Source organism: Risungbinella massiliensis, from assembly GCF_000942395.1.
GTDB lineage: Bacteria > Bacillota > Bacilli > Thermoactinomycetales > Thermoactinomycetaceae > Risungbinella > Risungbinella massiliensis.
In genome coordinates, this window is record NZ_LN812102.1 from 1,680,313 (window position 1) to 1,700,289 (window position 19,977).

Below are 19,977 nucleotides of genomic sequence, written 5' to 3' on the forward strand. Positions count from 1 at the left end.
CCTATGCATACATCCTTGAAATAATATCAACAAATTCTAGGTAAGAGCATTTCAGTCAAACGATAAAGACGTCTCGTTGAACCAACAGAAGTTTTTAATAACAGTTTCCCAGAATACTCATCACAAGAGGTGATATGACCAATTACACACGCATCCTTTCCCAATGGATTTTTTCTCATTATATCTAGTACTTTTTGTTCAGAGGTTGAGTCAACAACTATGATTACCTTTCCTTCGTTTGCTAGATAAAGTGGATCAAAACCTAAGATATCGCATACACCTTGAACATCCTTTCGAATCGGAATCGATGCTTCATCTAGCAAAATATTAAATTTCCCATCTTCACAAAGTTCTATCAGTGTTGTTGTCAGCCCTCCACGTGTCGGATCTCGCATAATTCGAATTCCATCAATTTTCTCCATTAGCTCTTGAATTAGATGATATAATGATGCACAATCACTCTGAACCTCAGTTATCAGTCCTAAATCTTGACGAGCACTTAGGATAGATATACCATGGTCCCCCAAAGTGCCACTTATGATAACAGAATCTCTTTCTCGAATAGAATCGAATTTCAATTCATGTTTATCTCTAATAATCCCTAATCCGGTAGTATTAATGAATAACCCATCTGCACTTCCTTTCTCGACTACCTTTGTATCTCCAGCAATGATTTGTACTCCAGCATTGTTTGCTTCAGCAGCCATGCTTTGAACAATTTTTTTTAAATCAGAAAGCAGAAATCCTTCTTCAATAATAAATCCAGCTGTTATTATTTGAGGTTTTGCTCCACTTACAGCTAGATCATTGACTGTTCCTGTTATAGCTAATTTTCCTATATTTCCTCCTGGAAAAAAAATTGGTTTCACTACATAGCTATCTGTTGTTACAGCAATCGTCTGTAAATCGTTATGATGAAAAATGGCAGAATCTAATTTTGATTGCTCCATGTTTCCAAATGAGTTAACAAATACATCTTTTATTAGTCGATGCGTTAATTCTCCACCTTCTCCGTGAGCTAAACTAATTCTATGTCCCATGACTATTCCTCCCTCATGTATTGATAATGTGCGGCACACGTTCCCTCCGTTGATACCATACATGGACCGATTGGATTAGATGGCGTACAAGCTTTGTTGAACAAAATACACTCTTCTGGTGTGATTAACCCTCGAATAATTTCGCCACAGCGACACTTGGTCTTTCTAGGCTGTCCAATAGAAACCTTGAATTTCTTTTTTGCATCAAATTTAGCGAATTCCTTTTTGAGAACTAATCCGCTTTTTTGAATGGTTCCCATTCCTCTCCACTCTTCGTCTTGCGTCTCAAAATAATCTTCTATTAGGTTTTGCGCAACTTGGTTACCTTGTTCAGTGACAACATATGTATAGTCGTTAAGAATATCTACTTTATCCTCTAACAAAAGTTGCAATAGTTTGTAAATACCACTCAGTAATTGAACGGATTCAAATCCAGTTATTACCCCCGGAACTTCATACTCTTTTTTTAAATAATCATAGCTCCGTTTCCCTAAGACTACCGATACATGTCCAGGTAGTAGAAATCCATCAAGTTTCACCTCTCCTGAATCCAGAAGCGTTCTTAATACAGGTTCGACTAATTTTGTTGTCATCCAAATAGTAAAATTAGCTAGCTCTTTCTTCTTTGCAACATGGATCGCAAGAGCAAGAATAGGGATAGTTGTCTCGAATCCGATCCCTAAAAAAATAACTTCTTTATCAGGATTTTCTTCTGCAATTTTGATACTTTCTAGTGGGGAATATATAACACGGATATCCTTCCCTTCTGTTTTCACTTTCATCAGGGAGTGTTTAGAACCAGGTACACGCATCATATCACCAAAAGTACAAATAATCCTATTTGGCTCTTCTGATAATTGAATCATGGAATCAATCGATTTTTGATCCGTGACACATACAGGGCAACCTGGTCCCGCTATGAGTCGAACATAATCTTTCAATCTTGTTTTGATTCCTGTTTTGGCAAATGCCATAGTATGTGAACCGCATACTTCCATCAACACTGGAATCCGGCCTTTTTCTTTTTTAAACCTCTTTGCTAATGTTATAACCGCTTCTAACGAATGCTGAGCTAATATTCGGTCAGAAAAAAGTTCCATGTTCAGCATTTAACACATTCCTCCATTCTTTCATACTCTCTTCGGCATATTTCTCATCAACAATAATCATCGCCTGTCCGGCATGGAGTAAAACATAGTTACATTCCTGTACCTCTGGAACAAAAATCGTACCAACAAACATCCTAGATCCCATAATATCTACTAAAGCTCTATTTTCTTCCACTTTGATTACCTTCGCAGGTACTCCTAAACACAAATGTTTGCACCTCTTTCACTATCCGATGTAGACTTCATAACAGTATCAGCCGCAATTACTATTTGTCCTAAAGATAGACCTCCATCGTGACAAGGAACTTTTTTATGTGTATACACAGTGAATCCTTCTTTTTCAAGATACCTTGGAATCTCTTGAGCTAAATACATGTTTTGAAATGATCCTCCTGATAGCACAACAGTTCGATTCAAGTCCGGTTTCATTTCTACAAGTTTACAAATCATTTTTAGACAGCAGAGAACAATCGTATTATGGAACTTTCTAATAATTATTTCGGTAGATTGATGGTTTAATTTTTCTTGAATGATTTGATATAACATAGGAGATAGGTTAAGTTGAGGTGGGTTCTTACAGTTTGTTTCTAGATGAAATGAATACGTTTCTCCTAAGTTATGTATTTGGTTTTCATTCATATAATCAGCTAGCTTGACGGCTGCTTCGCCTTCATACGTGGAAGTTAAACAGATGCCCAGTATTGCACTAACAGCATCAAACAATCTACCACAGGTTCCAGCCATAGGAGTATTGATATTATTGGAAATCATCCGTTCTATCAAATCTATCTCTTTAAACTTTTCAGTAAATAATTTTTTTGCTAAGATTTTTCCTTCTTTCGACCAGTAGTGTAATAACATCCCAACTGCATTTCTCCATGGTTCCTTGACTGCTATTTCTCCACCAGGGAGTGGGGTATATTCTAGATGAGCCAAACGTTGAAATGATGATGCATTCCCATATAAAAACTCAAACCCCCATATGTTCCCGTCCAATCCATATCCAGTACCATCTAAAATAATTCCTATACACGGCTCTTTTAGTCCATTATCTTCCATACAAGACACATGATGAGCATGGTGATGTTGTATAGATATTACCTTACTATTTGATTTTTCAGCTATAGACGTTGTTGTATAGAATGGATGCTGATCTACAGCTATATACTTTTCTTCCAAGCCAAGCCATATCTTATAATGATGGAGTTGTTCTTTAAAGTAACAAGTCATTTCTTCATTATCTAAATCACCAATATGAGGACTCATCACGATATGATCATTCTTTCCAACTGAAAACGTATTTTTTTGGTTTCCGCCTAAAGCAATAATCTGATTAACTTGGGATTTTGTTTTGATTGGTTCAGGGGCAAACCCTCTGGCACGCCTTAAATACAGTATATTCTGTCCATTTGTCTGAACAACTGAATCATCTATTGGTACATGTATTTTTCTGTTATGAGTTAAGATATAATCGCACATTTCTTGTAATAAATTTTGAGACTCATCTTTATATTGGATTGGAAAACCTGATGGATTGGCGCTTGTCATCACCAAACATTCTAAATCACTTTCCTCTAATAAAAGATAATGCAACGGTGTATAAGGTAACATTATTCCAAGCGTGGACAATCCAGGTGATACAACATTAGGTAACGAACAATCACTTTTTTTATTCAAAATCACAATTGGCATTTGTGGACTTTGTAGTAGTTCTTCTTCTTTACTGGATACATGACAATACTGTTTAACTGTTTCTATTGAATTAACCATAATAGCTAGAGGGCGCTGAGGTCGATTTTTTATTGCTCTTAACCTTTTCACCACATTTACTTGAGTTGGGTCACAAGCAAGATGGTATCCTCCTAACCCTTTTATGCCAATAATATTTCCCTGTTTTATAAAGTCCACTGTATGTCTGATTGCATGGTAGTTTTCCGCTAAAATCTCCCCATTTTGATTACAAAGCATTACACTAGGTCCACAATCCGGACAACAAATAGGTTGAGCATGATGTCGCCGGTTTGCTGGATCATCATATTCTTGTTGACAATTAGGGCACATCGCAAATTCTCTCATCGTCGTATTAGGCCGATCATATGGTAAACGATTGATAATAGTATAGCGAGGTCCACATTGTGTGCAATTAATAAAGGGATATTGAAAACGTCGATCGTATGGATTATTCAGTTCTTCTAAACAATCAACGCAAATCGCAGCATCCCCAGATATCCGTGGGACGGAATCACCAACTACCTTACTTGTCACTATGGTAAAGTCTTTATATTTCATTCTAGGGATTCGATTGATATTAATTTCATCTATTTTGGACAATGGAGGTGGGAATGATTCCAATTCTTTGACCATTTTTACTAAGTGTTTTTCATCTCCCTCTACCAAGATGGTCACACTATCTAGGTTATTTTGGACAATTCCTGTTAGATGATATTTGTTTGCAAGTGAGTAAACAAAAGGACGGAAACCAACACCTTGTACTCTGCCACTTACCTTTATTTCTAATGCTTTATACATTGGTGATACGCATCCTTTATCCAGTTAATCCATTCTTCCATTCCTTCACCTGTTTTTGCAGAAAGTGCTTTCAATTCTGCATTTGGATTAATCGCTTCTAGATCCGTTTTTGCTTCATCTAGATCAAAAGATACAAATGGAAGTAGGTCCGTTTTATTTATGATTGTTAGATCTGTACGTCTAAACATAACAGGATATTTAGGAATTTTGTCATTTCCTTCAGGAACGCTCAATACAACTACTTTAAAATTTTGTCCTAAATCATAACCAGATGGACAAACTAAATTCCCGATATTCTCAATAAATAGAATATCGACATGATCAAGATCAAATTCTGGTATCGTTTTGGCAATCATTCGGGCATCTAGATGACAACCACCTACTGTGTTTATTTGTACGGTTTTTATTCCTAATGCACGCAATCGTTCTGCATCACGATCTGTGGCTAAATCCCCTTCTATGACAGCAATTCGAAATTCATTTGTCATTGCTTTAATCGTTTCTTCAAGTAATGTCGTTTTACCAGCTCCGGGAGAGCTCATTAAGTTAATAACAAGGGTATTATGGTCATTGAATAACCCTCGATTAAATTTTGCAGCTAGATTATGATCTTTTAATACATCTTCTTGAAGATTAATTTTCATGTGTACCTCTTCCTTCATAAGATTCTACTCTGAATGTTTCACCAGATATAAGTAAACAGTTTGCTAGTTTGCACTCTGGGCAAAGTGCGATTTGGTAATCAGGTTCAAACTCAAGTTGACAAGTTTGGCATTTCGCTTTCGCCTTTTCCCGTTTAATATGTAGTTGCGTATTTTCATTAATCATGCCTATCCTTTTTCTTTGGAAGTAATAAAATGCTAACTCTAAAGCATCAGGCAACACATTTGAAAGCTCTCCTACAATCACTTCAATATTTTCGATATTCTTAAAACCTTTTAAACTAGCGTCATCAGACACAAGCTTAACAATCTCTGACATCAATGACATCTCATGCATTACACCTACTCCATTTCTTGTTTCAATTTTATGCCTACAAATACTAAAAATACCTTTTTTGAAAATACATTTGAGGTAAAGAAAGATCATTTACCTAGACAATAGGCATTATTTCACTAGTCATTGATAAGAACTAACATTCAATACCAACAAAAAAACAATAAGAAGACCTCTCATATACGAATGGTCTTCTCTAAACCATTTGTTTTCAGATTTCTAATGGCGCAAATTATATTAATCCAATTACATATTTATACCTTGTTACATTCATTTAAGTTAAACGTAGGCGCACATTTAATTTTCCGATTCTAATCAGCTCTAGTTCCCTATCGCTCATAGTCACATCTCAAACGTGCATACCTCTGGCTTTGAATTATTTATGCAACATACCAATTAATTCGATTTAATATTTTTGCTTTTTGATAATGAAATAATGATTTAGATAACTCAAAGATGGTTCCATTTGTTAAGCATACTGTATTTTCAATAATCATTACTGGATCTAGAAGATTAAGGTGAAGTAATCCGGCACTTAAATTGTTTTGCTTTAGCTTCATCTCCTTATAGTACATGTAAATCCAAGACTTTGGTCTCAATTGTTTTAGAAGTTAGGTCTTCAGCTCCTTCTATTTGATAAGCAGCAGAAGCTGCACCAAATAAAAAATCATGTGGAAACTTCATTACTAGCCCTCCATTTTTATGCATATCTTTTAAATTTATTATTATGTTTTTGATTTATAGGTACAAATAATAAAGCGATTATAATTCCTTTTTTCAGCATTTAACTACCAAGTCTTCGTAAAACATAGTAAATAAAGAGTATAAAAGTTAGTATTTGTTGTATGAGCATAATTAAATCCAATAATTTCAGAAACAAAAATAGAAGACGTTAATCCTGCTGGATCAACGTCTTCTTTGGTTCATACATTACTTCTAACCATTTCTCCTATCATCCATTACAGAAGAAAAGGCCTCCCACCAGTTCAATAAACTGATGAAAGGCCTTCTAGTGCTAATAGGTTTTTATGATAAAAGTGTGTTTTTTTAGCTAACTAGAAGCAACGGTTAAACTTTTATCTTTAATCACATAAAAACCCCAATATATTAAAGCTCGGTGGCTAAAATTACATCATGCCGCCCATTCCGCCCATGGCACCCATGTCAGGAGCTCCACCTTTGTTTTCTTCAGGTAGATCTGCTACTACTGCTTCGGTAGTAAGTACCATGGAAGCAACAGATGCAGCATGTTGAAGTGCAGAACGAGTAACTTTAGCAGGATCCACTACACCAGCTTGGATCATGTTAACCCATTCGCCAGACAGTGCGTTGAATCCAATGCCAACTTCTTCTTTTTTGAGACGCTCTACGATAACGGATCCTTCGAGACCAGCATTGTGAGCGATTTGACGAACTGGTTCTTCCAAGGAACGCTTGATGATGGAGACACCAGTCTTCTCATCGCTTGCAGGCATGGAAGCTTCTAGTTCTGCTACAGCACGGATTACGTTAACAAGGGCAGTACCACCACCAGATACGATTCCTTCTTCTACTGCCGCACGAGTAGCGTTAAGAGCATCTTCGATACGAAGTTTTTTCTCTTTTAGTTCGGTTTCGGTAGCTGCTCCGACTTTGATCACCGCTACACCGCCAGCAAGTTTCGCAAGACGTTCTTGTAGTTTTTCACGATCAAATTCAGAAGTAGTTTCTTCGATTTGTTGACGGATTTGGCGAACGCGAGTAGCGATTTCCTCTTCGTTTCCATGTCCATCTACAATGGTAGTGTTTTCTTTGGTTACACGAACTTGGCGAGTGCGTCCCAATACTTCTAGACCAGAAGTTTTGAGGTCGAGGCCGAGTTCTTCGGTAACTACTTGACCACCAGTTAAGATCGCAATGTCTTGAAGCATTGCTTTACGACGATCACCAAAGCCAGGAGCTTTTACTGCTACTGCGGTGAAGATACCACGTAGTTTGTTAAGAATGAGGGTAGCTTGAGCTTCCCCTTCCAAATCTTCTGCAATGATGAGAAGTTGACGACCTTGTTGAGCCACTTTCTCTACGATTGGCAGAATATCTTGGATGTTGGTGATTTTTTTGTCGGTGATTAGGATGTATGGATCTTCCAAAACAGCTTCCATTTTATCCGAATCAGTAATCATATATGGAGAGATGTAACCACGATCGAATTGCATACCTTCTACTGTTTCCAGTTCGGTATCAAACCCTTTGGATTCTTCTACAGTGATTACGCCATCTTTCCCTACTTTTTCCATTGCATCTGCAATGTACTTACCAACTTCATCATCGTTAGCAGAGATCGCAGCAACTTGTGCGATAGACTCTTTGCCTTCGATTGGTTTTGCGATGTTGTGGATCTCTTTTACAGCTACTGCAACTGCTTTTTCAATTCCTTTACGCAATACCATTGGGTTAGCACCAGCAGCTACGTTTTTCAAACCTTCGCGAATGATCGCTTGAGCAAGTACAGTAGCAGTTGTAGTTCCGTCACCTGCTACATCGTTTGTTTTGGTAGCTACTTCTTTTACTAATTGTGCACCCATGTTTTCAAATGCATCTTCTAATTCGATCTCTTTTGCGATGGTTACCCCATCGTTGGTGATCAGAGGAGATCCAAATTTACGTTCTAGAACAACGTTACGACCTTTTGGTCCGAGGGTTACTTTTACTGCATTTGCAAGGGCATCTACCCCACGCAGCATTGCGCGACGTGCATCTTCGCTAAATTCGATTTGCTTCGCCATGCTTTCAATCCCCTTTCATTATGTAGGTAGTTCAATATATTAAAGAGACAACTTTGTATTACTCTACTACAGCCAAGAGGTCACTTTCACGAAGAACGAGATATTCTTTCTCGCCATATTTCACTTCGGTACCTGCATATTTGGAGTAGATCACAGTATCTCCAACTTGTACTTCGAGTGCAACACGGTTTCCGTTGTCATCTAGACGTCCAGCTCCTACTGCTACTACACGTCCTTCTTGTGGTTTTTCTTTCGCAGATTCTGGTAGCACAAAACCACTAGCGGTTTTTTGTTCCTTCTCTACTGCTTCTAGTACCACACGATCCCCTAAAGGTTTGATCAAGGGAAAAACCTCCTTTGACTTTCATTCCTTTTTATTAGCACTCAATCAACATGAGTGCTAACACAATTAATATGATATTCATCCTTCAACTATTTTTCAAGTATTCGACGAAAAAAAAAATAAAATTCCCTAGCCTGTTTTAAATTAGACTAGGGAGCATAAAATAATCTTTTTATGGTTCATCTTGGTCTACATGCAAACTGCTTGGGAGATCTTCTGATAACTCCTCTTCTTCATGTAGCGTAATATACTGATCGATCTCATTTTTGCCAGTAGCAATCGGTACTGTCAATCCATCATCATAACTGCTTTCCTGTTCTCGGTAGGTCAACGAGTAGTATAAATCCGATATATAGGAACTTCCTTGTCTTACTGCTTGTACTACCGCTTGTCTAGCTCTTGGAGAAGCTGCCAGATAAGCACCTGCTGCCACCAAACTAAGAGTTAAGAAAGGGAAGCCTTTCTCTCTACGAGCACAGTACACGGGGGTCCCTCCTAACGTTCTGACTTCTGCCAAGAGTATCCCCTCGTATACCTATTTTATGTATTTAAGCCTTCCTCATCTGATTCAGTCATTTGCATTTCTCGTTCCATTTTCCGATATAACCAAGTAGATAAACCAATGCTTACTTCGTATAAGATCAATAACGGAATGGCGATCAGTAGATTAGAAGCCAAGTCAGGTGGAGCGATCATGGCAGAGATAATTACTAGCAACAAATAAGCAATCCGCCGCACCTTCTGTAACAACATAGGAGTAATAAGTCTTATCCGCGTAAGAAATAGTACGATTACAGGTAGTTCAAACAGTAATGAGACGGGTACGACAATATTCATCATAAAGCTAAAGTACTGATATATCCCGAAAAACTCATGAATCCCCAGTTGATCAGATATCTGACTGGTAAAATGGAGCACTAAGGGATAAATCACAAAATAAGCAAAGCAAAATCCACCAATCCACAGAAGAAATACAAACGGAAGATACATGGCAGTTGCTTTTTGTTCATGTTCGAACAAGCCCGGACGGACAAATAACCAAACCTGTAGTAAGAAGAACGGAATAGTTAAAAAACAAGCGGTCAAAAATGCAATTTGCATATACACTTTTAGTGGGTCACCAGGACTGAGTGCATTTAATGTAATATGATCCACTGTATCTTTTGTAAACCAGCGGAAAATATCTCCAGCATAGATAAAACCTAAAACTAGAGTTACCACAAAGACTACTGCCACCCAAAAAGCGCGATTTCGCAATTCAGAGAGATGCTCTAAATAAGGTTCTATTTTTTCTGATGTCATGTGGGTCTCCTTTAATCGGAGAGTTCCATATCGGTCTCTGTCTCTCCATCTGGGAACTTCTTCAAAAAGTAAATAAGCGTCTGTAATTCCGAAGTTAAATCGATATGATGAACTCGTACAGAAGTTGGTACTGTCAATCTAGCAGGTGTAAAGTTCATGACACCCCGAATTCCCACTTTTACCAATTTATCGATAGTGGCTTGTGCTACATTGACTGGAACCGTCAAAATTGCTACTTCTACTTGATGCAGTTGGATTACCTCTTGAAGTCGACTCATCGAATAGATTGGAATTCCATCTATATCAGTACCAATTTTTTGGGGGTCTTGATCAAAACCTGCTACGATTTTGGTGTTATGACTTCGATAAAAGTTATATTTTAAGAGTGCGGTTCCTAAATTCCCAACTCCTACTAAGATAACATTGCTCACTTCATCTTGTTTTAAAAATCCACGTAAGAACTGCAACAAATACGTTACGTTATATCCATATCCTTTTTTTCCTAGCTCACCCAAATAGGAAAAATCCCGTCTAATAGTAGCTGGATCAATTTGTAAGGCTTCGCTTAGATCAGCTGAAGAAATCCTCTGTTTCCCAATCGCATGAAGCTTCTCCAAATAACGATAATATAACGGCAATCTCTTGGCAGTTACTTGAGGAATTTTCGTTTCGGACATATTTATTCCTCCCATCTATCTCTATCATGATGAAAAGAGCTGTAACCCTGTTTGGGTCATCACAAAATCAACTCTTTGATCATGTGCTTCTGGAAAAACCGTTTCAATCAAGAGTTCCCGATCAGTTAAGCCTCCTCGATAAATGCTGGGATATAGCTCAAAGAAACGATCATAGTATCCTCCACCATAGCCCAATCGATAACCATTTTGGTCAAAGGCGATTCCAGGTAAGAGCGCTAAATCAATCTCCTCTGGTTTTACGAAGTTACACTTATTGCGATCAGGCTCTAAGATGCCAAAAGCACCATGTGTTAGGTCTTTCCAACTCTCCACAACAAAGGGTTCCATTTTCCCTTTTGCCATCACCTTTGGCAAACAAACTCTTTTGTTATGATTCCACGCATTTTCTATAATTTTATCACAGCTCAGTTCGTCCTGAATGGCAGAGTAACATAATATCGTGTGAGATTGCTGATACTTTTGCCACCTTGTCATATGATGAGTTATCTGTTCTGCTACCCAGTCTTTATTCTCTACTAGCTTCATCCTTCGTTCACGGTACATTTTCCGTGCCTCAGTTTTGCTTTGGGTTCTCTTCATTGCTTTTATCCTCTACTCTCTTTACACTAAAAAATGAGGTGGATACCATGTTACTTAGAACGGACAACATATGGAAATCATTTGGAGAGCGAGATGTCTTACAAGATATTAGTATACAGATAAATGCTGGCGAACGGGTAGGTCTGATTGGAGCAAACGGAGCTGGAAAATCCACACTGCTCAAAATTTTGACTGGAGAATACCTTCCAGATCAGGGAATCGTCCAAACTGCCAAACAACTTGAGATCGGATATTTAGCTCAAAATACAGGCTTCTTTTCCGAGAAAACGATTTGGGACGAGCTACTCGATATCTTTGCTCCTGTTCGCCAATTAGAAGCACAAATGAGACAACTCGAACAACAAATGGGGCAAACCAAAACACTAGAAAACGAAACGAAATACCAAAAGATATTAGAACGCTATGCAGAGCTTCAATCCCTTTTCGAAGAAAAAGGTGGTTATCGATATGAAGCTCGTATGAGAGGAGCACTTACTGGATTAGGGCTTGGAAAAATAAATTGGCAAGAGACTTCTATATCACAACTGTCAGGTGGACAAAAAACACGCGTACTATTAGCCAAGCTACTTCTAACAGAACCAGGTCTGCTCATTCTCGATGAGCCGACTAACTATCTAGATATCGAGGCGGTTACTTGGTTAGAACAAATGCTGCTCCAATATTCAGGAGCTATCTTACTGGTTTCCCATGATCGCTATTTCCTCGATCGTCTTGTTAATATCGTTTATGAATTAGAAAACCATCAAGCAACGAGATATGTTGGAAACTATAGCAAATATGTAGAATTAAAAAAAGAGGCGGAAGAACAACAGCGAAAACAAGCAGCAGCCCAAGCCAAAGAAATCCAAAAACTAGAAGAGTTTGTGGAACGTAATATCGCTCGTGCTTCCACTTCAAAACGTGCAGAAAGCAGACGCAAGACATTAGAAAAAATTGAGCGGATCGAAGCTCCCTCTGCACAACAAGCACCCGCTGCTATTCGCTTTGAAACTGCTGTTACTAGTGGGAGACAAGTACTTCAAGTGAATAACCTCACCATTGGTTATGAGAAACCTCTCGTAAATTCCCTTTCCTTTCAGATTGAACGTGGAGAGCATATCGCCCTTCTTGGTGGAAACGGATTAGGAAAATCAACATTACTCAAAACCATCGCTGGAGAAATTCCCGCTCTGTCCTTGGATGCCATGCGATTAGGTACCAATGTAGAACTCGATTACTATGAACAAGAACATCGCGATCTCAACTTGGACAAGCAAGTAATTGACGAATTATGGGATGCTCATCCCAATCTAGATCAAACCTCTATTCGTAACTATTTAGGTCAATTTTTATTTCGAGGAGACGAGGTTTTTCAAAAAGTAGAAAAATTGAGCGGTGGCGAAAAAGCACGACTCTCTCTTGCGAAGAGATTATTGAACAAGGCAAACTTTTTATTGATGGATGAGCCGACCAACCATTTAGATCTCGCCTCTAAAGAACAATTAGAAGAAGCACTAGAAGATTTTCCAGGCACTATCCTATTTGTTTCTCATGATCGATACTTTATCCATCGAATCGCTACTCGAATATGGGAGCTAACACCAGAAGGAATTCAGGATTATCGTGGAGACTATGAGTGGTATCTCGAACAAAAAGCACTAGAAAAAGAGTCCAGCCAAGATAGCTCCTCAAAAGAGAGTACTCTCACCCAAGCAGAACAATGGCGCCAGAACGAAAAAGCGACCAAACGCAAACAAAAGCAACATCAACAAAAAGTAGAGCAGCTGGAGTCGGAAATCAGTGAGTTAGAAAAACAGATCCAACAGATTCAGGAAGAGCTTTGTCTACCAGAAGTATACGAAGACAGCAAGAAGTCTTTAATGTACCAACAAAATCTACAAGAACTAGAGCAGACACGAGATGCGAAAACAGAAGAGTGGATGCACCTTTTGGAAGCATCACCATAAAGTTATCCACATAGTTATCCACAGTTATCCACAGTATTCACAGGAAAGTCCGTTCTCTTTTTAGAGGGCGGACTTTTTATGCTGTAGATAAGAAAAGGCTCATTACAACATATGGAAAATTATAACAAAGGAGAATCTTATGGTTTTGTTTCGCATAAAAACAGGAGGAAGAACGGTATTTTATCCACAGAAAGGAGAGACATACGTGAGGAAAGTACAAATGCTACATGTATGGAATCTTGTTTCCTTTGCCATTTTATTGTTGCTCTATTTCGTTTTACCGATTGGTGAGCAAATATCTCTCATTGCTGGACAAATAAATAGCTTGTTTAAACCTGCAGAATATGCTTACGGAATCTGGATTCCTATTTACCTTTTACTTGCGATTTGGATTTTCTATCGTATAACAACAACTAATAATCAAGAGATCTATCTGCGAATTGGTTATTGGTTACCAATCAATTTTGGGTTGAATGCGCTATGGATCTATCTGTTTACTGAAAGGTTATTCTTTCTCTCCTTGATCAATATACTTTTAATACTCATCTCCCTCATCTTTATTTACTTCACTATACAAAATTCATCTACCAAAACACTCTTTTTTCGGCTTCCGTTTTCCCTTTACTTAGGCTGGATTTCGGTAGCTACTATTGAACATTTCTTTATCGTTTTGGAGGTAAATGGAGTAAACGAACTGCTCGGATTTAGTGAAATCGTTTGGACTGTGATCCTACTATTAGTTGGAGGAATCATTAGTCTGATTTTCACCAATGCCAATCAAGACATTTCATACTCTTTAGGCTTTATCTGGGCTTATATCACCATTATCATACAGCGTAATGATGTGTTGCCGGTGGTTATTGCTGCTTGGCTAGTTGTAGGAGTGCTACTAGCAACGGTAGCTTATCAAATTTATCGTTTTTTTCAAGGAAATCGGCAAGGAGTCGTTTAACCAGTAGTTACAGCAAAATGAGTTTGTCCACAAAGAACGGATTCTTGATTTCTAATGTGTTAAACTCCAACCTAACTTTCAGATGCTTGACTCCTTATGCATTCCGAATATGTGTTATATTTAGAAAAATACACACATGGCATCAATTCCAGCAGGCTCAAACTCCTAAAAGTAAAAATTAGCATATATAGTCATTTCCGATTTTTAAGGAGGATATGGTTTTGAACCAATCATTTTTTGTTCGAAATCGCAAAAAGCTAGCGGAAACGCTGGCGAATGAATCTCTTACCGTTCTGTTTGCGGGACAGGCGCCACATAAATCTGCAGATGATAAATACATGTTTGTACCGAATCGAAATTTTTATTATTTGACTGGAATTGATGAACCAAATGTCATTTTAGTCATAAACAAAGCAGGCGATACGCTTGAAGAAATACTTTTCATTGAAAAAGCGGATCCAGCTATGGAAAAATGGGTCGGAAAAAAATTGTCGAAAGAAGATGCACAAGCGATTTCTGGCGTGAAAACCATCATGTATCTAAACAGCTTTGAGTCTACACTGACACGCACATTTTTTAAGGAGGACATTAAGCGTGTATATTTAGATCTTGAGCGCCGTGATTGGACGAATCCGCAGACGAAGGGACTGTCGTTTGCCAAGCACATCAGAGAAAACTATCCGCATATTGCCATAGAAAATGTGTATACGGCAATTTGTAAGCAGCGCGTATTCAAGACTGCTGAAGAGGTTGGAAAAATAAAGATGGCGATCGAGGTTACTAAAGAAGGTATTTACAATGTCTTGAAGCATGCAAAGAAAGGCATGATGGAATATGAACTGGAGGCGCATTTTGACTTCATATTAAAATCTTCTGGCATTAAGCATCATGCATTCGATACAATTTTAGCGAGTGGCAAAAATGCAACCATCCTCCATTATCAGCATAATGATTCCAAAATTAACAAGGGGGACTTGGTGCTACTTGACCTCGGTGCGCAAAAAGATTATTACAATGCCGATATCAGCTTCACATTCCCTGCAAGCGGAACATTCTCTAAACGCCAAAAGCAGTTTTATAACATCGTGTTAAAGGCGTTAAAAGAAACAACGGCTCTTATCAAGCCAGGCTTGAAGTATGAAGCATTGAACCAGCATGCAAAGAAGGTTCTGACGGAAGAATGCAAGAAAATCGGCTTGATTCAAGATGACGCTGAAATCTCTAAGTATTACGATCATAGAGTCGGCCACTTCCTCGGATTAGATACACATGATGTAGGCTCGTATAAGGATATGGTGCTGAAACCTGGCATGGTCATTACTATTGAACCGGGTTTGTATATTGAAGAAGAAGCGATCGGCATCCGTATTGAAGATGATGTATTGGTAACGGAAGACGGGCACGAAAACTTGTCAAAAGACATTATCAGAACAGTAGAAGAAATCGAAAACTTCATGGCGGCAAATAATCCATACGTGAAAGAGAAACAAACTATTAATACGTAACAAAACGCCCATGTCGGGCGTTTTTCTATTTGAAACTTGCCATATACAAATGATGGAAGATTGTGTTTACAAAATAAATAGCTGTTATGGTGTATATGTACGTAGCTTTTGTTAGAAAAACCATTTTTTTCGAGGTACGGGGTAATATTCACCAGCGACAAGTTCTGAAGGTACAGCCTTTTCGATCCGTGAAAGATCATGTGAATCTAAGTTTAGGTCAAGGGAACCGAGTGAATCTTGAAGTTGTGATCGCTTTCTCGCCCCAACCAATGGGATAACATCCTCACCTCGAGATAGAACCCATGCTATGGCAAGCTGAGCAACAGTTGCTTGTTTTTCATCAGCAATTTTACGTAAAGCCTCGACAAGGGCTAAATTTTTTTCAAGATTATCGTTAGCAAAACGTGGCGCTTTACTACGCTTATCCTCCGAACCTAACACGCGATCTTTTGACCATACACCACTCAGCAATCCTCTTGAGAGAACACCATAAGCCGAAAGCGAAATACCTAATTCCCGTAAAGTTGGCAAAATATTTAATTCGACGTCCCGATTGAATAGTGAATATTCCATTTGTAGCCAACTAATTGGGTGTACAGCATGCGCGCGACGAATAGTATCCACTCCTACTTCTGAAAGACCAATGTAACGCACATATCCCGCTTTTACCATATCAGCAATTGCCCCGATAGTTTCTTCAATCGGTACGTTTGGATCGACGCGAGACGGTTGATAAAGATCGATGTATCCGACACCTAGGCGTTGCAAAGTATCTGCAAGAAAGTTCTTTATTGTTTGAGGGCGGTTATGCCCTTTGTCCGGTGAGTGTAGCTTTCCATCGAATTTTACTGCAATGAACGCATTGTCCCTACTTATCCCTTGTAAAGCTTCACGTATCAGTAATTCGTTGTGACCGTCACCATATAAGTCCCCTGTATCAATAAGGGTAATACCTTTTTCCAGTGCTGCGTGGATTGTTGCAATGCTCTCGTTTCGATCAGCTTTACCATATAACCATGACATCCCCATACAACCAAGTCCAACCTGGGAAACCAACGGACCGTTGTGACCAAGTACTCGCTTTTTCATTAATATATTCCTCCACATACTTTTTGATATATTAGGATTTTTGAAAAAACTTTCTTGACGCTACCCTAAAAATTAGTACCAATGAACATGTCATTACCATCATATAGATTGTTTTGGTGAACTTGGGATGGAAGGATTATCTACATTGTAAATAGTATACTTTTTTTATTGTTTCTATTATAAATTTCCTTTTTTAAAAATTCTGGGGAGTACCATTAATGATTCCAAAATTAAAAAGATCCTTAGAGACATTTTATAATAGCTAAATAACATAAAAAATGACCAGAAATCTACTCTGATCATTTTCATAATGTATATTAAAGGTTTACATCTCTTTTATCCGTAATTCAGGGAATATAGTGGATTTTGACCTACGTAATCCCAGAAAATCATTTTTCACGAAGTTAAAGTCAATCCTGGGTTTGCATTTAGGGTGCTATCACCGCGTACCCCATCCCAATACTGATAGGTTCCCGCTGCCGCAATCATAGCAGCGTTATCCGTGCATAGCTCCAATGGAGGAATAGTCAACTCGATTCCCTCTTCTTCACAACGCTCTTTTAATCGAATCCGTAAACCGCTATTAGCAGAAACTCCCCCTGCCAGTAACAATCTTTTGGCACCAGTATCCTTTACTGCTTTGATTGACTTCTCTACCAAGACTTCCAACACTGCATCTTGGAAACTAGCAGCGAGATCTTCTTGATTTAGCTGTTCTCCTTTTTGTTTCTTTTTTTGCATCAACATCATAACTGCAGATTTCAACCCACTAAAGCTAAAATCAAGAGAACCCGGTTCTAACCAAGCTCGGGGCAGATCGTATTGAGGGGTACCCTGAGTTGCCAAGCGTTCAATCTGCGGACCTCCTGGATATGGTAAGTTCAGTAGACGAGCTACTTTATCAAATGCTTCGCCAGCTGCATCATCTCTCGTTTTTCCTAGCTTTTCAAATCGATTGTGTTCCGGCATCCAAATCAGTTCTGTATGGCCTCCAGAGACGACCAATGAGACTAAAGGAAACTCAAGTGGTGTTACCAAGTGATTACCATATATATGTCCTGCGATATGATGAACAGGAACGACTGGGATTCCTTGTGCAAATGCAAATGCTTTGGCTGCGGCTACTCCAACTAATAAGGCTCCAACTAAGCCAGGTCCTTGGGTGACAGCTACAGCATCGATCTCTTTTTTCGTAACTTTTGCATCTGTTAACGCCTGATCGATTACATACGTAATTCGTTCCACATGCTTCCGTGAAGCTACTTCTGGAACGACACCTCCAAATCGGCGGTGTAGATCCATTTGAGAGGAAACTACATTGGATAAGACTTCTTTCCCACCTCGAACTACCGAAGCAGAGGTCTCATCACAACTAGTCTCAATTCCAAGTACCAAACAATCCGTTTTCTTTTCCATCTAAGTTCACCCACATTATATAGGCATCTTCCTGGTTATCCGAATAATAACGAGGACGAACGCCTTTTACTTCAAAACCGAGCTGCTTATACATATTTTGCGCGACCTCATTGGAAACTCGAACTTCGAGTGTCATTTTGGTCGATCCAGCTAGTCTTGCTAGCTCCATCACATAAACAAGCATAGCTTTGCCTAAACCTATTCCACGATACTCGGGTCGAATAGCAATATTGGTAATATGAGCCTCATCTAAAATCAACCACAATCCACAGTACCCCGCAATCTCTCCGTTTAATTCTAATACGGTATAATGCGCAAACTGATTATGGTGAATCTCATCATAAAATGCCTTTTCCGGCCAAGGTGCTGTAAAAGAAACTCGTTCCACTTTCTCATATAGTTCTGGGACATCTTGATCCCGTAAAGGTCGAAATGAAAAATCAGGTTCTGGAGCTACTATCATCCAACTCTGCTCCTTTAGACTGTTTTTTTAACCAATTCGCCTCTGCTTCTGTCACTTGGAGATAATTGGGTGCAAAACTCAGTGGTGTTGCTAGTTCCTCACGAGCCCACTTTTGCATAGCTAGAACTCCCAGATTACCTGCACGAGGGATATGCTCTGTAGGGTGGCCAAACAAAGCCTGATTACCTAGTTTTTCCTCAATTTCAGAGCGAAACTTTCCCACGTCATCTCCCAAGAACAAGATGGGTTGCTCAAAAGTCTTTAGCTGTTCCAGCCAATCCGACAGAGCAATCACTTGTTGGTGTAAGATTTCTCCTAATAGTTCTCCTTGTACCTGATAGGCACCAGTGTAGACTCGCTGTCTTCTCGCATCTAACATCGGGACAATTACACCAGGAAATCGAAAAGCGTTCATTGCCATTACAGTAAGTGTAGATTCCGTATACAAAGGTATTTCCAATGTATATGCTAGTGTTTTTGCAGTAGTTACTCCGATACGAATTCCGGTATAGGATCCCGGACCTACCGCAACCGCAATCCCCTCTAGATCGGTTGCTTCTATTTCCAAATCTTGAAGTAACTGTTCTATCGCTGGCATCAATCGAATAGAATGGTTTTTGTGCAAATTAGTGTGAAATTCTCCTAAAACCTTATCGTGTTCTACTACGGCTACCCCTAAAACCAAGGTAGAAGTGTCCATTACCAACATCTTCATTTCATTTGTAACTCCTTACTAAGTTCCTTTGAACGCCCATTTCGTTGAGCGATTACTAGCTCTCGCGTCCCATCCTCTAATATACCAATAGAGATCCAAACCGTTTCTTCTGGCAAAATCTCTTCTATTCTGGAAGCCCACTCAACCAAGCAAACTCCGTCTCCATCCAAATATTCATCTAAATCCAAGCTATCCTCCGGACCAGACAAACGATAAACATCCATATGGTAAAACGGAATACGTCCAACATACTCTTTGCATATCGTAAAAGTTGGACTATCAATTTGTTCGTCTACACCTAATCCTCTTGCAAGACCTTGTGAAAAGGTAGTTTTGCCCGCCCCTAGATCTCCTTCTAATGCCAACACATCTCCAGGCAATAATAGTTTTCCTAAGCGATTAGCAAAAGCTTTTGTCTCCTCTGGAGATCTAGACAAATAATAGTATGATTGCTCCATTTCGTCTCCTCACTTACATAGCTTACCAAATCGTTGTATCTAACATCTTAC

Annotated in this window: 20 protein-coding genes and 2 pseudogenes; 3 read left to right on the forward strand and 19 right to left on the reverse strand. The window is 38.9% G+C overall.

Annotated elements, in window-relative coordinates:
• Positions 1 to 26 precede the first annotated feature (26 nt).
• The 14 genes and pseudogenes from hypE to VJ09_RS17595 form a co-directional block, all read right to left on the reverse strand.
• Positions 27 to 1,040 (reverse strand): hydrogenase expression/formation protein HypE, encoded by a 1,014-nt coding sequence (gene hypE / locus VJ09_RS08770; RefSeq protein WP_044641129.1) that lies wholly within the window; start codon positions 1,038 to 1,040, stop codon positions 27 to 29.
• Positions 1,041 to 1,042: 2 nt separating this feature from the next.
• The gene (hypD, locus tag VJ09_RS08775; RefSeq protein ID WP_044641130.1) at positions 1,043 to 2,149 is read right to left on the reverse strand and encodes a hydrogenase formation protein HypD; all 1,107 of its coding nucleotides are present in this window, start codon (positions 2,147 to 2,149) and stop codon (positions 1,043 to 1,045) included.
• Positions 2,124 to 2,357 (reverse strand): HypC/HybG/HupF family hydrogenase formation chaperone, encoded by a 234-nt coding sequence (locus VJ09_RS08780; protein WP_044641131.1) that lies wholly within the window; start codon positions 2,355 to 2,357, stop codon positions 2,124 to 2,126. Before VJ09_RS08780 ends, hypD begins: the two co-directional genes overlap by 26 nt.
• Positions 2,348 to 4,678, reverse strand: coding sequence for a carbamoyltransferase HypF (hypF, locus tag VJ09_RS08785; protein WP_044641132.1), 2,331 nt, complete (start codon positions 4,676 to 4,678; stop codon positions 2,348 to 2,350). Before hypF ends, VJ09_RS08780 begins: the two co-directional genes overlap by 10 nt.
• Entirely contained in the window at positions 4,663 to 5,322 is a 660-nt protein-coding gene (hypB, locus tag VJ09_RS08790; protein ID WP_044641133.1) for a hydrogenase nickel incorporation protein HypB, read from the reverse strand. Before hypB ends, hypF begins: the two co-directional genes overlap by 16 nt.
• A complete protein-coding gene (locus VJ09_RS08795; protein WP_044641134.1) occupies positions 5,312 to 5,677 on the reverse strand; it encodes a hydrogenase maturation nickel metallochaperone HypA/HybF in 366 nt (121 codons plus the stop codon). The genes hypB and VJ09_RS08795 overlap by 11 nt, the downstream gene beginning before the upstream one ends.
• Before the next feature lie 377 nt (positions 5,678 to 6,054).
• Positions 6,055 to 6,201: pseudogene (locus VJ09_RS18710) on the reverse strand (GntR family transcriptional regulator); the annotation flags it as partial.
• 76 nt (positions 6,202 to 6,277) lie between these two features.
• A pseudogene (locus VJ09_RS18435) lies at positions 6,278 to 6,358 on the reverse strand (family 1 glycosylhydrolase); the annotation flags it as partial.
• Between the two features lie 443 nt (positions 6,359 to 6,801).
• Positions 6,802 to 8,439, reverse strand: a complete 1,638-nt coding sequence (groL, locus tag VJ09_RS08805; RefSeq protein ID WP_044641135.1) for a chaperonin GroEL — start codon at positions 8,437 to 8,439, stop codon at positions 6,802 to 6,804.
• Positions 8,440 to 8,497: 58 nt separating this feature from the next.
• The gene (groES, locus tag VJ09_RS08810; RefSeq protein ID WP_044641136.1) at positions 8,498 to 8,782 is read right to left on the reverse strand and encodes a co-chaperone GroES; all 285 of its coding nucleotides are present in this window, start codon (positions 8,780 to 8,782) and stop codon (positions 8,498 to 8,500) included.
• Between the two features lie 172 nt (positions 8,783 to 8,954).
• Positions 8,955 to 9,299, reverse strand: coding sequence for a hypothetical protein (locus VJ09_RS08815; protein WP_147635459.1), 345 nt, complete (start codon positions 9,297 to 9,299; stop codon positions 8,955 to 8,957).
• Between the two features lie 23 nt (positions 9,300 to 9,322).
• Positions 9,323 to 10,084, reverse strand: a complete 762-nt coding sequence (gene tatC / locus VJ09_RS08820; protein ID WP_044641138.1) for a twin-arginine translocase subunit TatC — start codon at positions 10,082 to 10,084, stop codon at positions 9,323 to 9,325.
• 11 nt (positions 10,085 to 10,095) lie between these two features.
• Positions 10,096 to 10,767: a redox-sensing transcriptional repressor Rex gene (locus tag VJ09_RS08825; protein WP_044641725.1), complete on the reverse strand. Its 672-nt coding sequence runs from the start codon at positions 10,765 to 10,767 to the stop codon at positions 10,096 to 10,098.
• Positions 10,768 to 10,785: 18 nt separating this feature from the next.
• A complete protein-coding gene (locus VJ09_RS17595; RefSeq protein WP_052807308.1) occupies positions 10,786 to 11,361 on the reverse strand; it encodes a 5-formyltetrahydrofolate cyclo-ligase in 576 nt (191 codons plus the stop codon).
• A 47-nt stretch (positions 11,362 to 11,408) separates the two neighbouring features.
• On the opposite strand from VJ09_RS17595, the gene VJ09_RS08835 reads away from it, so the two are divergent.
• From VJ09_RS08835 to VJ09_RS08845, 3 genes are all read left to right on the forward strand, one after another.
• Positions 11,409 to 13,328, forward strand: coding sequence for an ABC-F family ATP-binding cassette domain-containing protein (locus tag VJ09_RS08835; RefSeq protein WP_044641139.1), 1,920 nt, complete (start codon positions 11,409 to 11,411; stop codon positions 13,326 to 13,328).
• A 205-nt stretch (positions 13,329 to 13,533) separates the two neighbouring features.
• Positions 13,534 to 14,280: a tryptophan-rich sensory protein gene (locus VJ09_RS08840; protein WP_044641727.1), complete on the forward strand. Its 747-nt coding sequence runs from the start codon at positions 13,534 to 13,536 to the stop codon at positions 14,278 to 14,280.
• A gap of 221 nt (positions 14,281 to 14,501) precedes the next feature.
• Positions 14,502 to 15,785 (forward strand): aminopeptidase P family protein, encoded by a 1,284-nt coding sequence (locus VJ09_RS08845; protein WP_147635460.1) that lies wholly within the window; start codon positions 14,502 to 14,504, stop codon positions 15,783 to 15,785.
• Positions 15,786 to 15,896: 111 nt separating this feature from the next.
• Here VJ09_RS08845 and VJ09_RS08850 read toward each other — a convergent pair whose 3' ends face one another.
• The 5 genes from VJ09_RS08850 to tsaE all read right to left on the reverse strand — a co-directional run bounded on the left by VJ09_RS08850 (position 15,897) and on the right by tsaE (position 19,926).
• A complete protein-coding gene (locus VJ09_RS08850) occupies positions 15,897 to 16,874 on the reverse strand; it encodes an aldo/keto reductase (protein ID WP_044641141.1) in 978 nt (325 codons plus the stop codon).
• Between the two features lie 396 nt (positions 16,875 to 17,270).
• Positions 17,271 to 18,290: a tRNA (adenosine(37)-N6)-threonylcarbamoyltransferase complex transferase subunit TsaD gene (gene tsaD / locus VJ09_RS08855; RefSeq protein ID WP_044641142.1), complete on the reverse strand. Its 1,020-nt coding sequence runs from the start codon at positions 18,288 to 18,290 to the stop codon at positions 17,271 to 17,273.
• A complete protein-coding gene (gene rimI, locus VJ09_RS08860) occupies positions 18,253 to 18,753 on the reverse strand; it encodes a ribosomal protein S18-alanine N-acetyltransferase (protein WP_044641143.1) in 501 nt (166 codons plus the stop codon). Before rimI ends, tsaD begins: the two co-directional genes overlap by 38 nt.
• The gene (gene tsaB / locus VJ09_RS08865) at positions 18,731 to 19,468 is read right to left on the reverse strand and encodes a tRNA (adenosine(37)-N6)-threonylcarbamoyltransferase complex dimerization subunit type 1 TsaB (RefSeq protein ID WP_044641144.1); all 738 of its coding nucleotides are present in this window, start codon (positions 19,466 to 19,468) and stop codon (positions 18,731 to 18,733) included. The genes rimI and tsaB overlap by 23 nt, the downstream gene beginning before the upstream one ends.
• Entirely contained in the window at positions 19,465 to 19,926 is a 462-nt protein-coding gene (tsaE, locus tag VJ09_RS08870) for a tRNA (adenosine(37)-N6)-threonylcarbamoyltransferase complex ATPase subunit type 1 TsaE (RefSeq protein ID WP_044641145.1), read from the reverse strand. Before tsaE ends, tsaB begins: the two co-directional genes overlap by 4 nt.
• Positions 19,927 to 19,977: the final 51 nt, after the last annotated feature.

Coding starts and splice junctions, on each gene's coding strand:
- hypE (WP_044641129.1), bottom strand. CDS start 1,040: ATGGGACATAGAATTAGTTTAGCTCACGGAGAAGGTGGAGAATTAACG.
- hypD (WP_044641130.1), bottom strand. CDS start 2,149: ATGCTGAACATGGAACTTTTTTCTGACCGAATATTAGCTCAGCATTCG.
- hypF (WP_044641132.1), bottom strand. CDS start 4,678: ATGTATAAAGCATTAGAAATAAAGGTAAGTGGCAGAGTACAAGGTGTT.
- hypB (WP_044641133.1), bottom strand. CDS start 5,322: ATGAAAATTAATCTTCAAGAAGATGTATTAAAAGATCATAATCTAGCT.
- VJ09_RS08795 (WP_044641134.1), bottom strand. CDS start 5,677: ATGCATGAGATGTCATTGATGTCAGAGATTGTTAAGCTTGTGTCTGAT.
- groL (WP_044641135.1), bottom strand. CDS start 8,439: ATGGCGAAGCAAATCGAATTTAGCGAAGATGCACGTCGCGCAATGCTG.
- tatC (WP_044641138.1), bottom strand. CDS start 10,084: ATGACATCAGAAAAAATAGAACCTTATTTAGAGCATCTCTCTGAATTG.
- VJ09_RS17595 (WP_052807308.1), bottom strand. CDS start 11,361: ATGAAGAGAACCCAAAGCAAAACTGAGGCACGGAAAATGTACCGTGAA.
- VJ09_RS08835 (WP_044641139.1), top strand. CDS start 11,409: ATGTTACTTAGAACGGACAACATATGGAAATCATTTGGAGAGCGAGAT.
- VJ09_RS08850 (WP_044641141.1), bottom strand. CDS start 16,874: ATGAAAAAGCGAGTACTTGGTCACAACGGTCCGTTGGTTTCCCAGGTT.
- tsaD (WP_044641142.1), bottom strand. CDS start 18,290: ATGGAAAAGAAAACGGATTGTTTGGTACTTGGAATTGAGACTAGTTGT.
- rimI (WP_044641143.1), bottom strand. CDS start 18,753: ATGATAGTAGCTCCAGAACCTGATTTTTCATTTCGACCTTTACGGGAT.
- tsaB (WP_044641144.1), bottom strand. CDS start 19,468: ATGAAGATGTTGGTAATGGACACTTCTACCTTGGTTTTAGGGGTAGCC.
- tsaE (WP_044641145.1), bottom strand. CDS start 19,926: ATGGAGCAATCATACTATTATTTGTCTAGATCTCCAGAGGAGACAAAA.